Source organism: Pontixanthobacter rizhaonensis, from assembly GCF_012972675.1.
Lineage (GTDB): Bacteria > Pseudomonadota > Alphaproteobacteria > Sphingomonadales > Sphingomonadaceae > Pontixanthobacter > Pontixanthobacter rizhaonensis.
Genome location: NZ_JABCRE010000002.1, coordinates 90526 through 106764, shown reverse-complemented (window position 1 = coordinate 106764; position 16239 = coordinate 90526). Strand labels below are relative to the sequence as shown.

Sequence of the window (16239 nt, the reverse complement as noted above, 5' to 3'; positions counted from 1 at the left end):
TGGCGCCAGTTTCATTGTTCTGGATCAAATTGCGCAGATTTTGCCAATTTTCTGCTCTTGGTCTGGCAGCCCTTGGCACAGCACATTGACGGCACACTGCCGGGTAAATCTGGCGACCCCACCGGGATAGAGACGGTTACCCCGGACCCGCAAACAAGCGCGCTGAGGGTTTTATCCCGAACCACCAGCGACGGGTTCATCGCTGCCGGGATGATCGCCACAACCGCCACCAATGCTGCAATACTGCTCATTTCTCTGGCCCCTCATCATCCATCAGGATTCGATTGGCGGCCCCTTCAGGATCATCGAATTGGCCGCTCTTGAGAGCCCAGAAAAACATCCCGAGGCCAAACAATCCAAGCCCGAGGGCAACCGGTATGAGAACGATCAGGCTCGTCATTTCGCCGCCTTCACCAGCCGCAGAGAATTGGCCACAACAATCAGCGAGCTGGCCGACATCGCCGCAGCCGCGATTAAGGGCGTAACCACACCGGCAATCGCCAACGGGACCGCCAGCACGTTGTATCCAATGGCGAGCGCAAAGTTCTGTCTTACGATAGTCATTGTTCGCCGCGACACAGTGATCGCCCGTGGCACCGCTAACAGGCTGGTTTGCATAAACACGAAGTCAGATGCATGCAGGCCAACATCGCTGGCGCTCCCTGGCGCCATAGACGCATTTGCAGCAGCCAAAGCGGGGCCGTCATTCAATCCGTCTCCAACCATCAGAACCGTTCTTCCTGCTGCCTGCAAGTTCTCGATCGCCAATTGCTTTTGAGCCGGCGTTGCATTGGCCTGCCCCGTAAGGCCTGTTTGACAAGCGATTGCCCCAACTGAACCGCAATTATCACCTGACAGGATACTCGGTTCTACATTGAGCTGCTTGAGCATCGCCAACGCCTCGCCAGAATCGGGTCGCACCCGATCGGCAAAAGCAATCAGACGGTCAGGCTCATCACCAATACGCAGCACCACGGCCGTACTCTCTGCGATTTCCGGCCGTCGCAGAGCAACTTCGATACCGCCGACCGTGCCGAACACCCCTTGGCCGGGCACCTCAGATACAGTTTCCGCCTGAGCGGGCTCGATCCCGTATTCCGTCAGGGCCTGCGCCAAAGCGCGCGATAAAGGATGGCGGCTATATGATGCCAAAGAAAGTGCGACAGAGGCCGCCGCAGCATCACTGGCCAGTGCAGAAATCGCCGCCGAGTCGGGAACCGGCTTGCCCTGTGTCAATGTACCGGTTTTATCCAGCAGGGCGCGATCAACCATTGCCAACCGTTCAATGGCAGACCCATCCTTGACCATAATCCCGGCGCGCATCAAAGCACCGCTGGCAACCACTTGTGCCACCGGCACAGCCAACCCCAAGGCGCAGGGGCAAGTAATAATCAAAACCGCCACACCAATTACCAGCGCATCGTAAACGGTAACTCCTGCGATCAACCAACCAATCACGGTCAATGCCGCCAATGTATGAACTGCAGGGGCATACAGCCGCGACGCCCGGTCAGCGATCCGCACATATTTGGAGCGGTTTTGAGTCGATGCCTCCATCAATCTGGCGATTTCCGACAATGTTGTATCGTGCCCGACTTGAGTCACCCGCACATCGACAGGATCGCCTAAATTGAGCGTACCTGCCAACACTGCATCTCCGGCGGCCGCAATTACCGGGGTTGTTTCACCGGTTAAAAGTGAGCGATCGAAACGGGTCCGCCCGGTGACAATGGCTCCATCCGCCGCCAACCGTTCTCCGCTGGCTACGCGCATCACCATGCCTGCCCGCAAATCGGCGGTCTTGACCCATTCTAAAGCGCCCGCGGCATTCACAGCCATCGCGCCGCTGGCGGCCTGGCTCAACAATGCGTCGACCCCGGACCGGGCCCGATCACGCATCATTCCATCCAGCACCCGGCCTGCGAGCAAGAAGGTGAGCAACATCAACGCACCATCAAACCAGGCATGATGCCCACCGGTAACGGTTTCGTACACGCTCAGCCCGCTTGCCACGATCACACCGATCGAAATCGGCACGTCCATGTTGGTGCGTTTCTTGCGCAATGCCGACCATGCGGAACGAAAAAATGGTTGCCCTGCATAGGCTATCGCGGGAACCGCAATCAACGCTGACAACCAATGAAACATACTGCGTGTACTGCCATCGGCGCCAGACCAGACGCTGACCGACAGCAGCATCACGTTCATTGCGGCAAATCCGGCTACTGCCAGCGGTGCCAATAGCGGCTTAACGGCTGACACTGGCCGAGCGGTTGCTGCCTGGCGGGGCTGCGCTTCAAACCCAATATCGGCGAGCGCCAAGACCAAGCCCCGCTCGTCAACGACCCCTGAATGGGCGACCCGTACCAAGCGAGCAGACAAGTTCACACGGGCCGAGTAAACCCCATCAATTCCTGCCAATCCGCGTTCGATTTTGCTCATGCAGCCCGCGCAATGCATGGAGGGAACTGCAAGAACCGTTTCTTCCGCATGATCCGTAACCGGGGCAGATAGAGCAGTCACCGCAACGCCTCTTTTCCACGCCATACATCGGTGCCTGATGTAATCATCAGTTCTACGCTCCACCGGCCTTCTGGCAGCCTCTGCTGGGAAACGAACCGGCCATCAGGCTGTTCAATCATAGTCAAAGGCTGCTCTGACGCGCGGCCCAATGGGTGGCGGGCTTTGGCTGTCATTGTTGCGCCTTTAGGGACATTGCCAGCTGTCACTTCCACCCGGCGATCCGTCCGCCATGTGCTGGTGATTTCCCAACCCAGTGCCTCTTGAACCTTTGCATTCTCAAGCCAGCTGTTGAATTCCTGACTCGCGACGTAAGAATTTTCTACTACCACCCCGCCAAATGTTGAGCTGGCATACTTCGCCATCGTGAAATTGACAGCGGCGACAAAACCGAAAAAGCCGACCAGGATTATCGCCATAGTATAACCGGTGAACGGCTTATGCGTGTGCGATTTCATATTAGTTCTCCGGACTTTCAAAACGGACTTCAGCGGCATCTTGTTCACTTTGCTCATCCTGCGATGTGACCGTGAAGGTGAAGTTTTGCGTCACAGTGTCGGATGGGGCGATGACGTAAACCCGAACAGGCTGCGTCGCATCGGCAGGAACAGCGCGAATGATAGAGCGGGCGGCGTCTGCACGCGCTGTATCATCAGTCCACATCAGGCCGTCTGGCAGTCCGCCAATTTCCAACTTCATATCGCGCGGCCGGCTTTCCATGTTCCGGATACGCACAGTGAAAGCGTTGCGCACATCGCCATTGCTCATCAACATAAAGGGCGGATTGCGGTCATGCTCAACCGTCAGTTCAGTATGCGTCCGCACCCCTAAGGCGAACAGCAATGCTGCACCGATCGCGCCCCAAATGCTAAAATAGATAAGCGTGCGCGGGCGAAAAAGTGTTTTCCAAATGGAGCGAACATTGCCGCCGGCAGCTTCATGCTCACAATCTTCCAGCGTGGCATAATCGATCAAGCCGCGCGGGCGCCCGACCTCTGCCATCACCCTGTCACAGGCATCAATGCACAGCCCGCAAGTGATACAACCGATCTGTGCCCCTTCGCGAATATCCACTCCGGTGGGGCACACCGCGACACACTGGTTGCAATCGATACAGTCGCCATAGCGTTCGGGGTTCTTCGCAGCTTTCTTCACGCTGCCGCGTTGTTCACCGCGCCAGTCCTTATACGTCACAATCAGCGACTTTTCGTCTAGCATCGCTGTTTGGATACGCGGCCAAGGGCACATATAGATGCATACTTGCTCGCGCAGAAAACCGCCTAATATGAAGGTCGTGGCGGTAAGAATGGCGACTGTAACATATGCCACCATAGCGGCTTGGCCAGTCCAGAAATCCACCGTCAGCGTCGGCGCATCAGCAAAATACATGATCCAGGCGCCACCAGTCCAAAAGCTGATGACGAGATAGATGGTCCATTTGAAACCGCGGCGGGCGATCTTGGCTGGCCCCCAAGGCGCGGCATCCAGACGCATTCGGGCATTTCGGTCACCATCAACGAACCGGTCGACATGTTGGAATACATCCGTCCAGACAGTTTGCGGACAACTATAGCCGCACCACGCCCGGCCCACTGCACTGGTCACCAAAAACAGCCCAATACCAGCCATAATCAGCATGCCCGCCACGAAGTAGAATTCATGCGGCCATATCTCGACGCCGAACATGTAGAATCTACGATTTGCCAAATCGACCAGCACAGCCTGATCGGGCGCGAACGGGCCGCGATCCCACCGGATCCAAGGGGTAATGTAGTAAATCCCCAAGGTGATCAGCATAACCAGCCATTTGAACCGGCGAAAGGGACCGTCGATCCGCTGTGGATGGACCGCTTTACGCACTGCATAAAGCGGTCCTGGCTCAGGATCTGGCCCAGGATCAGGCGCTGGCTTTTTGGACGGATTGGTCCAGTCAATGGCAGGGGCATCGCTCATTCGCGTTACTCGCTGGCACCTTCAGCGGGCGCGGGTTCAGATACCGCGACTGGCGCTGCTTCACCGCCGCCGCGTGAATGGACATAAGCGGCCAACATCTTGATAGTCACCGGATCAAGTCGTTCTTGCCAGCCGGGCATTACGCCGTTTTGCGGTGCCCAGATCTGGCCTTCAATCTGGCTACGCTTATCGCCGTAGAGCCATATCTTATCCGCCAGATTAGGCGCACCAAATTCGCGCAATCCAGTGCCATTCGATGCATGACATACAGCGCAGTTTGCCTCGAACAATTCAGCCCCGCGCAGGCTAGCCGGACTGACATCTTCTGCACCGGAGAACGTCAGAATATGCGATGTCACCTCGGTAATCTGTTCACGGGTTAAGATACCGTCACGACCAAAGGCGGGCATCTGACTAATGCGGGTTTGGTCCGAGCCATCCCAGCGAATACCATGCTGCAGCGTGACTTCGATCGCTTTCAAATCACCGCCCCACAGCCAATCATCATCGTTCAGGTTTGGATAGCCAATACTGCCTGCGGCCCCAGCCCCGTGGCACTGCACGCAATTCACTTTAAATGCAGCCTCTCCGCCAGAAATCGCCTGCCGCATTCGCTCGGGATATTCAGTCAGTTGCTCGGTTGGAATTTCAGATAAAGCAGCAAGAACAGGGGCCCGCTCCAGCTGTGCAGCTTCGACAGCTTCGGCCAGTTGGCCGCGACTTGTCCAGCCCAGAACCCCTTCGGTCCCCTTCTCTACCAGCGGCCATGCAGGATAAAGGATTACATAGACAATCCCCCACACAATACAGGCATAGTAAGACCACAGCCACCAGCGCGGCATGGGTGTATCCAGCTCTTCGATCCCATCCCATTCATGGCCGACAAACTCTGTGCCGGTGGGTTCATCGACGCGTTTCGCATCTTGATGCTTATTCGCCATCGCTTTGGTCCTCAAAAATTGCTGTAGCAGCGCGGTGATTGCGTTCTTTCGCACCGGGACGGAACGGCCAGAACGTCAGGACGAGGAACATGATCAACATCGCCAAGAGGCCCCAGCTATCCGCCAGTTGCCGCAAGGTTTCATAGATGGAATGGTCGTTCATCGGCCCTTCTCCGTTGCGAGTTCCTCTTGCGCGACCGCACTGTTCACATCGACCAAAGTGCCGAGCATTTGGAGATACGCGACCAGCGCGTCCATTTCTGTCACTTGGTCAGGATTGCCGTCAAAATCGCGGATTTGCGTCTTGGGATAGCGCTCTTCCATATCGCCCGCGTCCAGTTGCGGGCTTGCTTGCGCGATCATATCCTGTGCGGCGGCTTCTATGTCAGCATCCGAATAGGGTACGCCAACCATCCGCAGGGCTCCTAGCCTCGCAGACGGGTTTTCGAACTTGATGGGTGTCTCGCTAAGGAATGCGTAGGACGGCATGATGCTCTCGGGAACGACCGATTGCGGATCCTGCAAGTGCTGCACATGCCATTCGTCGGAATAGCGGCCGCCAACGCGGGCCAAATCAGGGCCGGTCCGTTTTGAGCCCCATTGGAACGGGTGATCATACATGCTTTCCGCCGCCAGACTGTAATGCCCATACCGCTCTACCTCGTCGCGGAACGGCCGGATCATCTGGCTGTGACAAGTATAACACCCTTCCCGCACAAAGATGTCACGGCCCGCTTGCTCCAGCGGAGTATAAGGCCGCATTCCATCCACCTTCTCAATCGTATTATCGATCCAGAATAAGGGCGCAATTTCCACGATGCCGCCGATGGCCACGGTTACGAACGCAGCAGCAGCCAGCAGGGTCACGTTGCGTTCCAACCGCTTGTGACCTTTAGCCGGGGGGAGGCCCGCGGATTGTTCTGCGGCATCAGGCGTTTTACTGACAGGTTTGGTCATAGTGGTGCCTTTCAATTCGCAGCTGCAGGGATGGCTGGGCGGTCAGCGGCGGGGTTGAAATCGGGCTGGCTCATCGGAGCTTCCTCCCGCACTTTCCCGGCAATTGTCGCCCAGATATTGTACGCCATGATTACCGCCCCAGCGAGGTAGAGACCGCCGCCGAAAGCGCGCATTACATACATCGGATGGATCGCTGATACGGTGTCGACGAAGCTGTTTACCAGATACCCATCAAGGCCATATTCGCGCCACATCAGGCCTTGGGTAACACCGGCAACCCACATGCTGGCAGCGTAAAAAACGATCCCGATCGTAGCGAGCCAGAAGTGCCAGTTGACCATGCGCAGGCTGAACAGCCGGTCCTTGCCCCACAGACGGGGGACCAGGAAATATACGCACGCGAAGGTGATCATGCCGTTCCAGCCCAATGCGCCGGAATGGACGTGACCGATGGTCCAATCGGTATAGTGAGACAGGCTATTGACTGCCTTGATCGACAGCATTGGCCCTTCAAACGTGCTCATGCCGTAGAATGCGAGCGCCATCACCATCATCCGGATAATCGGATCGGTGCGGACTTTGTCCCATGCGCCGTTCAGCGTCATCAGCCCGTTGATCATACCGCCCCAGCTGGGCATCCACAGGATGATGGAAAACACCATGCCCAATGTCTGCGCCCAGTCAGGCAGCGCGGTGTAATGCAAGTGGTGCGGACCGGCCCAGATATAGAGGAAGATCAGCGACCAGAAGTGAATGATCGACAGACGATAGGAATAGACCGGACGTTCTGCCTGCTTCGGAACGAAGTAGTACATCATCGCCAAGAAACCTGCGGTCAGGAAGAAACCAACCGCGTTGTGGCCATACCACCACTGCACCAAAGCGCCTTGCACACCAGCAAACAGCGGATAGCTGGTTGATCCGACAATGCTGTACGGCATATCCAGATTGTTCACGACATGCAGCATGGCGACGGTCAGGATAAATGCGAGATAGAACCAGTTGGCCACATAGATGTGCGGCTCTTTGCGCTTCACGATAGTCGCCACAAAAACCAGCAGGTAAGACACCCAGACAACGGTCAGCCACCAATCGGTGTACCATTCAGGTTCCGCATATTCCTTGCCCTGGGTTGCACCCAGCAAATATCCGCTAGCCGCCAACACGATGAACAGTTGGTATCCCCAGAAGACGAAGCGGGCGAGGCCCGGGAAGGCAAGCCTCGCCCTACAAGTGCGCTGGACGACGTAGAAAGACGTCGCGATCAGGGCATTGCCTCCAAAAGCAAAGATAACGGCGGATGTATGAAGCGGACGCACTCGCCCAAAGTTGAGATAGGGTTCGATATTGAGAACCGGATAGGCCAGCTGCAATGCAATAAAGAGCCCGGCCAACAGTCCAGCCAAACCCCAAAACATTGTGGCAATAACACCCCACCGGATCGGATCATCATCATAGACGGTTTCATCCGCCGGCATCTTCAGAATGCCATGCGCGATCGCAGAATAATCCGCCCCGCGCAGATTGAACCACAAGGCGATACAGATCGCGATTGCGACGATGGTCATTTGAATGGCGAACACTTGATCAGCAGCCACCGCAATGGCCAGAACTGATAAGATGAGCAGCACGTAATACATGCCCGCCCGTGACAGGACGTTGTCCATAAGCTTCCCTTCCCGTTGAAGCAGAATGATGACAACGCTGTGGAAGGGTTTGCTCCGGCAAACATTGATCCAAATCAATTTACGCCGGAATTGCAAAATTTACCGCGTCATTTCGCTTTTTACGAAATTTGCGCAAGATCAATGTTTGCTGCTGCGGATCGCCCCACAGCATACTCGCGTCGTAAATATCCTTGGCTGCAAAGGGCAGCTGCTACGGCGCGGGAGTATACATTAATGCGTTTTGCAACTGCTGCTCTGGCTGCAACTGCCGGACTCGCCTTATCTGCCGGCCTAGCTATGCCAGCCTATGCCCAAGACGATGCCGAAAAGGGCCGTCTGCAAATCAAATTTTTGGGAAGCGCCGTTCTCACTGACGGTGCCATCACGGAAATCCGCACTGATACAGTGGGCCTCCCCGCCGATCTGCAAACAGAAGCCAATGACAATGTCGTACCCACAATCGCGGCCGAGTATTTTTTTACTGACAATATTTCCCTCGAAACAATCTGCTGTGTGACCCAGCATGATGTCGATGGCGTCACCGGTTTGCCCGGCGCGGAGCTGGTATCTGACGCGCGTTTGATTCCGGCAACATTCACCCTGAAATACCACTTCAACACCGATGGCGTGATCAAGCCTTATGTCGGGGCTGGACCAACATACTTTATCTGGTTTGATGAAGATCCCGGCTCCACAACCGTGGGCCTTCGCGTTGATGATCTCGACTTTTCGAATGAGCTAGGCTTCGCGTTGCAAGCGGGTGTCGACGTTGCGCTCAATGATGACGGGCTTGGCCTCAGTCTGGATGCGAAACGTTACTTTGTCGACACAGATGCAACATGGTCAGTCGCAGGCACACCGGTTATCGAAACCACCCACAAGCTGGATCCTTGGGTGCTCAGCGCCGGGGTGTCATACCGGTTTTAAGGGCAGCGACGCGTTACGCAGCCAAATCTTCGAGCGCCGTGCGGTTAGTGATTGCAACCGCACGGCGTGATGGCAACGCCACCACGCCGTCGCGCTTCATCTTGGTGAACTGCCGGCTGACAGTTTCAATGGTCAGCCCAAGTATATCCGCCACGTGCTGGCGGGAAAACGGCAGATCGAACTCGGCTAAGGGCTCATCCGTGACGGTTTCACAACCCGGATCGACCAGCCGTTCGGACATATCTAACAGGAAAGAAGCGAGTTTTTCTTCAGCGCTCTTCCGGCCCAGCAAAGTCATCCATTTTCGCGTGCGCTCCAGCTCTGTCAGCGTTCGCCGGAGCAACTTATGTTCCAGCGCTGGATGATCGTTGGCAAAACCATCGAAATCAGCGCGGGAGAATAGACACACTTTCGCGTCCGTAATCGCCGTGACTGAATGGCTTGTATTGCCGCCAAAAGGTCGGCCGATAAAATCAGCAGGGTACACCACCCCGACGATTTGCTCGCGCCCGTCCTGCGAACCGGTAGATAACTTCAAAACGCCATCTATCACATTGGCAACCAAGACAGATTCATCGCCTTCCCAAATAATCGACTCGCCTGCAGTAAGGGTACGCCGGCGCCCAATCAGGTTGAGAGCATCGAGCTCTTCCTTATCAAGAGCCGCGCAAATCGCTCTGTTTCGTACAACGCAGGTGCTGCAATCGGTCATACGTCTGATTTACCAAACTGTTTTACGCCGTTCAACAGCGAACCATCTATAATCACTGCTAGAAATTGGCTGTAAAATTCCCACCTTCCTGCAAGCAGACTCTTTCGATGCGAGCCGACTTCTGTCATGGCGCATCTAAATAGAACGAGATTTTCCTAATGAGCGATATGTACACAATCAGCCTTCCCGATGGTTCGCAGCGCGAAATGCCGGTTGGCTCTACCCCTGCCGACGTCGCAGCAGCTATCGGCCCTGGCCTGGCCAAGGCAGCCCTCGCCGCGCGAGTTGATGGCGAGGTACGCGACCTTGGCCGGCCTTTTGAAGGCGATGCAGAGCTAGCACTGATTACCAGCCGCGATGAAGAGGACGCGCTGGAACTGGCACGTCACGATTTCGCGCACGTATTGGCGGAAGCTGTTCAGGCCATTTGGCCCGGCACGCAAATCACTTTCGGTCCGTCGACCGACGATGGCTTCTATTACGATGTGATGGCCCCGGAAGGGCGCGATCCGTTCGGCATGGATGATCTGCCCAAGATCGAAGAAAAAATGCGAGAAATTATCAAGGCAGACAAACCTCTGCGCCGTGAGGCGTGGAGCCGTCAGGCATTGATCGACAAATGGAAAGCTGATGGCGAAACATTCAAGGCTGAATGGGCTGCGGAACTTCCCGAAGGAGAAGAGCTGACGGTCTACTGGTCGGGTGATGACTGGATGGATATGTGCCGCGGGCCGCATTTGCCCTCCACTGGTAAGCTTGATCCAGCTGCATTCAAATTGATGCGCGTTGCCGGTGCCTATTGGCGCGGTGACCAAGCAAACGCGCAGCTCACCCGGATTTACGGCACAGGCTGGCTGAATAAAAAGCAATTGGCCGCGCACCTGCATAGGCTGGAAGAGGCAGGCAAACGCGATCACCGGAAGCTTGGCCGCGAAATGGATTTGTTCCACTTGCAAGAAGAAGCGCATGGCAGCGTATTCTGGCATCCCAAAGGGTACAAAATCTGGCGCGAGCTGGAAGCCTATATGCGCCGGGCAATGGATGGCGGCGGTTATGAAGAAATCAAAACCCCGCAAGTGATGGACGCGCGCCAATGGGAGAAATCCGGCCACTGGGGCAAATATCGCGAGAATATGTTCGTCATCCCCGACGAAGTTCCCAATGTCGAAGACGAAGGCCCCGTCATCAGCGGTGATGCGGATTGGATGGCGCTCAAACCCATGAACTGCCCCGCTCACGTGCAGGTGTTTAAGCAAGGTATCACATCTTATCGCGACTTACCGATCCGGCTTGGCGAAATGGGTTGTTGCCACCGCAATGAACCTCACGGCGCACTGCATGGCTTGATGCGGGTCCGCCAGTTCACCCAAGATGATGGTCATATTTTCTGCACTGAAGACCAAGTGGTCGAAGAAACACGCAAATTCTGCCAGCTCGCTGCGCGGGTCTATGCCGATCTGGGCTTTGAAAAATTCGCGATCAAATTGGCGACCCGGCCAGAACAACGTTTCGGCAGTGATGCGGACTGGGACAAAGCAGAGCAGGAACTGCGCGATGCCGTGGCGGATGCTGGCATGGCAACTGAGGAGTTTGGCTGGGAAGAACTGCCCGGCGAGGGAGCATTCTATGCGCCCAAGCTAGAATGGCACCTGACCGACGCGATTGGCCGCACATGGCAAGTTGGCACGATCCAATCAGACCGTGTCCTGCCGGAAAGGCTCGATGCCACCTATGTGGGCGAAGATGGCGGACGGCACCGGCCTGTGATGCTGCACCGCGCCATCTTTGGATCTTACGAGCGTTTCATCGGTATTCTGATCGAAAACTACGCTGGCAAACTGCCGGTGTGGCTCGCACCAACGCAAGCGGTCGTCGCGCCGATTGTTTCGGATATCGATGGCTACGCGAGCGAAGTTCTGGGCCGGTTGGAGGCTGCGGGTATCCGTTGTGAAGCCGATCTGCGCAATGAGAAGATCAATTACAAAGTGCGCGAGCATTCTTTGAAGAAGGTTCCGCATCTTCTGGTCGTCGGCAAACGCGAGCAAGAGGAAGGCACAGTGGCCATCCGGACGCTGGGCCAAAAAGATCAGCGGGTCATGTCTTTGGACGAGGCCGTGGCTTTGTTGACCGCAGAAGCAACGGCACCGGATCTGCGATAGGGCCCTCAGGCAGATCGGATAAGATCGTTGGTGAATGCCAAAAGTGTTACCCGAAGCAAACCACCAGCGACTTGTCCAATCGACCGTCTGATCCAAGGCATTTGGCAGCAGTCTCTCGTGCGCGTGTACTCGGTGGGTATGCACCTGATCTGCGCATCGGTTCGCCGCCTGTCAACTTCATCAAAACAATCACAAGAGTCGCATTGCCGCGCCGAACCGGCTAGAGCTATGCGCAACAAAAGAATAACGGACTTTGCAGGAGATGCGCGATGCGTCAGGTTGGTCACTTTATTGTGGACGGTGTTGGAGCTCCATCTGGGCGCAAACACCAGATCTGGAACCCATCGACGGGTGAAATTCAAGCAGAGGTCACTTTGGGCGATGCGGCGCTGCTAGACCGGGCAGTTGCCACAGCAAAGGCAGTCCAACCGGAATGGGCCGCGACCAATCCGCAAAAAAGGGCCCGCGTCATGTTCCGCTTCAAAGAGCTGATCGAAGCCAACATGCAGGAATTGGCGGAATTGCTGTCTAGCGAACATGGCAAGGTCATTGATGACGCGAAAGGCGACGTGCAGCGCGGTTTGGAAGTTATCGAATTCGCCTGCGGCATCCCCCACGTTCTAAAGGGTGAATACACCCAAGGCGCAGGCCCCGGCATCGATGTTTATTCCACCCGTCAACCACTGGGTATTGGCGCAGGCATTACGCCTTTCAACTTCCCCGCAATGATCCCGATGTGGATGTTCGGCATGGCAATCGCCGCTGGTAACGCTTTCATCCTGAAGCCTTCAGAGCGCGACCCATCAGTGCCCGTTCGCTTGGCGGAATTGTTCGTTGAAGCGGGCGCGCCTGAAGGTCTGCTTCAAGTGATTCATGGCGACAAAGAAATGGTCGATGCCATTCTTGATCACGCCGATATTTCCGCTGTGAGCTTTGTCGGATCAAGCGACATTGCGCATTATGTGTACAAACGCGGTGTCGATAACGGCAAGCGCGTGCAAGCAATGGGCGGCGCAAAGAACCACGGTATCGTGATGCCCGACGCGGATCTCGATCAAGTTGTAAATGATCTGGCTGGCGCAGCGTTCGGCTCCGCTGGTGAGCGCTGTATGGCGTTGCCGGTTGTGGTTCCAGTGGGCGAAGACACAGCCGAAAAACTCAAAGCCAAACTGATCCCCGCGATCAATGCATTGCGGATTGGCGTGTCCAACGATCCAGACGCGCATTACGGCCCGGTGGTAACACCAGAGCACAAAGCGCGCGTGGAACAGTGGATTACAACGGCAGAAGAAGAAGGCGGCGACATCGTAGTCGACGGTCGCGGCTTTAGCTTGCAGGGGCATGAGAAGGGCTTCTTCATCGGCCCCACACTGATCGACAATGTCACACCGCAAATGAGCAGCTATCAGGAAGAAATCTTCGGGCCAGTGTTGCAAATTGTGCGGGCCAAAGATTTTGAAGAGGCCGTCCGCCTGCCCAGCGACCACCAATATGGCAATGGCGTCGCGATCTTCACGCGTAACGGTCACGCGGCCCGCGAATTTGCCAGCCGCGTGAATGTCGGCATGGTAGGGATCAATGTCCCCATTCCCGTTCCTGTGGCCTATCACAGCTTCGGCGGATGGAAGCGCAGCGGCTTTGGCGATACCGATCAGTACGGCATGGAAGGCTTGAAATTCTGGACCAAGGTTAAAAAGATAACCCAGCGCTGGCCAGATGGATCGCCTGATGGCGGCAATGCCTTTGTCATTCCGACGATGGGGTGAATGTCTGTTCAGTGCCGCCCGGAAAAGTGCGGAAAAGTGGGATCAATCGGTCAAACATTTGAGGAGAGATTCGTGAAAAAGTGGCTTGGGGCGATAGCTTGTGCAGTGACAGTATCAGCCTGCACGGCACCGAACAGCTCTCCTCCGTCCGGCATTCCAAGCGCAGAGGGTGCCGGTATATGTGATGCCGCAAACGTGCAGTCTTATCTTGGATCAATGGTCACTGAGGAACTGGGCGCTAAAGTGCTCAGCGAAACCGGCTCTCGTGTTCTCCGCTGGATCCCGCCCAGAAGCGCGGTGACGATGGATTACCGGACTGATCGGGTATCGATATCCTATGATGACCAGCGAATGGTGACTGCGATTAGGTGCGGCTGATGCGGCGCAGCTTTACATATTTGTGTGCGGCCATCCTGGGCATCGCGATTGGTGGCTATTCTGCGCTCGCTATGTCAGGCCTCCTGCCCGATGATCGCCGCACGGGTGGCAGCATCAATCTGGATCGCTGGTACGGCGATTTCACCATGGGCTCTGAAGATGCCAGCCCCTATTTCCGGGCCCGCATTGCCCGCCATGGTCTACTGGCGCTGGCCAATTCAGAAGCAATATATTTCACCCGCGCAGTCGATGATGCTGGCGAACCTTTCCGCGAGAACTGCAAATACCAGATCAGCGGCGGCCCGATGCCAGCCCGTTGGTGGTCAGTCACCCTGTATAATTCGGATAATTTCCTGCCCAGCAACACCGATGCTGCGCTGAGTTTTGATGCAAGCCGCGCTGAAGCGCAGAGCACCGATGGCCAATGGACCGCGATAATCTCTCCGGTCAAACCGGAGGGTGGCACAAGCTGGATATCGAGCAAAGCTGCTGGCAATTTCGACCTAACCTTCCGTCTTTATGTGCCCGCCCACGGTGTGCTTGATCGCCCGGAGGAACTGATCAACGCGCCTGTGATCAAGCGGCTTGATTGTGAGGGGGGGCAGACATGAAGAAATGGCTTGGTCCGCTCGCCCTATGTTTGGTGCTTGGTGCCATAACGCATCTGATCGTGATATATTCTGCGCCGCCCCTGATTATGGACCGCGCTTTCACCATGCTTGAAAAGCGCGGCACACCCACGCATGATTTTGAACTGGCACCGCGTATGACACCAGAAACACAAAGCGTTGTCCGCCCCTCACCCGATTTGGCCTATTCGATCTGTATGTTCGATTTGTCTCAGGCACCTAACGGCGTGCAGGTCACGATGGCTGCGTATGATGGGTATTCATCGCTGTCCTTCTTCGACGCTCAGACTAACAATTTCCTGACCCAGCGCGGCGATGGCGAGCAGCATCAAGTCGTTCTGAATGCAGACAATGCGCCATCCGACAAAGGCGTAATTTTGATCCGCCGTTTGGCCCCCAGCCAAGCAGCGTATGACACAGTCGTAGGGGTTTCTTCCGGTGATGAATGCCGGGCGTTATGACCTATCGCAAAATGAAGAGAAGCTAATGAGCCAGTTCCAACTCAATGAAGACCAGCTTGCGATCCAGGAAATGGCGCAGCGCTTCACTGCTGATAATATCACACCCCACGCCGCCGAATGGGACGAAAAGCACCACTTCCCGCGCGATGTGATCAAAAGCACGGCAGAGCTTGGTTTTGGCGCAATTTACGTATCCGAAGAAAGCGGCGGTATCGGGCTTGGCAGGCTGGAGGCAGCGCTGATTATGGAAGCAATGGCCTATGGCTGTCCCACCACCAGCGCGTTTATTTCGATCCACAATATGGCCGCATGGATGATCGACGAATTTGGCGGGCAGGAACTCAAAGACCGTTACCTGCCAGACCTAGTCACGATGGAAAAGATCGCATCTTATGCCCTGACAGAACCGGGCAGCGGATCGGATGCGGCGGCGCTCAAAACCAGCGCCAAGTTGGATGGCGTCCATTATGTGGTCAACGGCACCAAACAGTTCATTTCAGGCGGCGGGTTCAATGATGTCTATGTCTGCATGGTCCGCACCAGCGACCATAAGACCAAAGGTGTCACTTGCCTTGTGGTTGATAAGGACACACCCGGCGTCAGCTTCGGCGCACCGGAAAAGAAGCTCGGCTGGAATGCCAGCCCCACTGCGCAGGTTATCTTTGAGGATGCGCGCATACCGGTTTCCAACCGTGTGGGTGATGAAGGCGAAGGTTTCCGCTTTGCGATGATGGGCCTCGATGGCGGCCGGCTCAATATCGGGGCGTGTTCACTTGGCGGGGCGCAGCGGTGCCTGGATGAGGCGATTGCCTACACCAAAGACCGCAAGCAATTCGATACCGCCGTGGCGGATTTCCAAAACACGCAGTTCATGCTCGCGGATATGGCCACCGATCTGGAGGCAAGCCGCGCGCTGCTCTATCTGGCCGCTGCCAAAGTGACCGACAATGCGCCCGACAAATCGCGTTTTTCCGCTATGGCCAAACGCCTTGCGACCGACAATGGCAGCAAAATCGTCAACGACGCGCTGCAACTGTTTGGCGGCTATGGTTATCTGAAAGACTACCCCATCGAACGCTTCTGGCGCGATCTGCGGGTTCATTCGATTTTAGAAGGTACCAATCAAGTCATGCGCATGATTGTGGGCCGGGATTTGTTGAGGCAATAAA

At 56.0% G+C, this 16239-nt stretch carries 17 protein-coding genes; 7 read left to right on the top strand and 10 right to left on the bottom strand.

All coding sequences use genetic code 11. The annotated features are described in order from the left end of the window. Positions 1-11 precede the first annotated feature (11 nt). From HKD42_RS00425 to ccoN, 9 genes are read right to left on the bottom strand one after another with little or no spacing between them, the layout of a single operon-like run. Positions 12-251: a hypothetical protein gene (locus tag HKD42_RS00425; RefSeq protein ID WP_170009287.1), complete on the bottom strand. Its 240-nt coding sequence runs from the start codon at positions 249-251 to the stop codon at positions 12-14. Further along, positions 248-400 carry a cbb3-type cytochrome oxidase assembly protein CcoS gene (gene ccoS / locus HKD42_RS00420; RefSeq protein ID WP_170009285.1) on the bottom strand — a complete coding sequence of 51 codons (153 nt, stop codon included), beginning with the start codon at positions 398-400 and terminating at the stop codon, positions 248-250. Before ccoS ends, HKD42_RS00425 begins: the two co-directional genes overlap by 4 nt. After that, entirely contained in the window at positions 397-2547 is a 2151-nt protein-coding gene (locus tag HKD42_RS00415; protein WP_170009283.1) for a heavy metal translocating P-type ATPase, read from the bottom strand. Before HKD42_RS00415 ends, ccoS begins: the two co-directional genes overlap by 4 nt. Beyond that, on the bottom strand, positions 2520-2978 hold the full coding sequence (locus HKD42_RS00410) for a FixH family protein (protein WP_170009281.1): 459 nt from the start codon (positions 2976-2978) through the stop codon (positions 2520-2522). The genes HKD42_RS00415 and HKD42_RS00410 overlap by 28 nt, the downstream gene beginning before the upstream one ends. Position 2979: 1 nt before the next feature. Next, positions 2980-4473, bottom strand: a complete 1494-nt coding sequence (gene ccoG, locus HKD42_RS00405; RefSeq protein WP_170009279.1) for a cytochrome c oxidase accessory protein CcoG — start codon at positions 4471-4473, stop codon at positions 2980-2982. Positions 4474-4478: 5 nt separating this feature from the next. Continuing rightward, on the bottom strand, positions 4479-5414 hold the full coding sequence (ccoP, locus tag HKD42_RS00400) for a cytochrome-c oxidase, cbb3-type subunit III (protein ID WP_170009277.1): 936 nt from the start codon (positions 5412-5414) through the stop codon (positions 4479-4481). After that, on the bottom strand, positions 5404-5577 hold the full coding sequence (locus HKD42_RS00395; protein ID WP_170009275.1) for a cbb3-type cytochrome c oxidase subunit 3: 174 nt from the start codon (positions 5575-5577) through the stop codon (positions 5404-5406). Before HKD42_RS00395 ends, ccoP begins: the two co-directional genes overlap by 11 nt. Beyond that, on the bottom strand, positions 5574-6371 hold the full coding sequence (gene ccoO, locus HKD42_RS00390; protein WP_170009273.1) for a cytochrome-c oxidase, cbb3-type subunit II: 798 nt from the start codon (positions 6369-6371) through the stop codon (positions 5574-5576). Before ccoO ends, HKD42_RS00395 begins: the two co-directional genes overlap by 4 nt. Positions 6372-6382: 11 nt before the next feature. Continuing rightward, the gene (ccoN, locus tag HKD42_RS00385) at positions 6383-8038 is read right to left on the bottom strand and encodes a cytochrome-c oxidase, cbb3-type subunit I (protein WP_170009271.1); all 1656 of its coding nucleotides are present in this window, start codon (positions 8036-8038) and stop codon (positions 6383-6385) included. A 234-nt stretch (positions 8039-8272) separates the two neighbouring features. Between ccoN and HKD42_RS00380 the strand changes: the two genes are divergently transcribed. Continuing rightward, positions 8273-8965, top strand: a complete 693-nt coding sequence (locus tag HKD42_RS00380; RefSeq protein ID WP_170009269.1) for an OmpW/AlkL family protein — start codon at positions 8273-8275, stop codon at positions 8963-8965. A gap of 13 nt (positions 8966-8978) precedes the next feature. On the opposite strand, the gene HKD42_RS00375 is transcribed toward HKD42_RS00380, so the two are convergent. Then, on the bottom strand, positions 8979-9677 hold the full coding sequence (locus HKD42_RS00375) for a Crp/Fnr family transcriptional regulator (RefSeq protein ID WP_170009267.1): 699 nt from the start codon (positions 9675-9677) through the stop codon (positions 8979-8981). A 158-nt stretch (positions 9678-9835) separates the two neighbouring features. On the opposite strand from HKD42_RS00375, the gene thrS reads away from it, so the two are divergent. The 6 genes from thrS (at position 9836) to HKD42_RS00345 (ending at position 16238) form a co-directional block, all read left to right on the top strand. Further along, complete coding sequence (thrS, locus tag HKD42_RS00370; RefSeq protein ID WP_170009265.1) at positions 9836-11836, top strand: threonine--tRNA ligase; 2001 nt, start codon at positions 9836-9838, stop codon at positions 11834-11836. 269 nt (positions 11837-12105) lie between these two features. Beyond that, a complete protein-coding gene (locus HKD42_RS00365) occupies positions 12106-13602 on the top strand; it encodes a CoA-acylating methylmalonate-semialdehyde dehydrogenase (RefSeq protein WP_170009263.1) in 1497 nt (498 codons plus the stop codon). A gap of 72 nt (positions 13603-13674) precedes the next feature. Then, positions 13675-13980, top strand: coding sequence for an I78 family peptidase inhibitor (locus HKD42_RS13375; RefSeq protein WP_343042101.1), 306 nt, complete (start codon positions 13675-13677; stop codon positions 13978-13980). Beyond that, positions 13980-14591 carry a DUF1214 domain-containing protein gene (locus HKD42_RS00355; RefSeq protein WP_170009259.1) on the top strand — a complete coding sequence of 204 codons (612 nt, stop codon included), beginning with the start codon at positions 13980-13982 and terminating at the stop codon, positions 14589-14591. The genes HKD42_RS13375 and HKD42_RS00355 overlap by 1 nt, the downstream gene beginning before the upstream one ends. Continuing rightward, positions 14588-15070, top strand: coding sequence for a DUF1254 domain-containing protein (locus tag HKD42_RS00350; protein ID WP_170009257.1), 483 nt, complete (start codon positions 14588-14590; stop codon positions 15068-15070). Before HKD42_RS00355 ends, HKD42_RS00350 begins: the two co-directional genes overlap by 4 nt. Positions 15071-15095: 25 nt before the next feature. Next, positions 15096-16238 carry an acyl-CoA dehydrogenase family protein gene (locus tag HKD42_RS00345; protein WP_246236573.1) on the top strand — a complete coding sequence of 381 codons (1143 nt, stop codon included), beginning with the start codon at positions 15096-15098 and terminating at the stop codon, positions 16236-16238. Position 16239 lies beyond the last annotated feature (1 nt).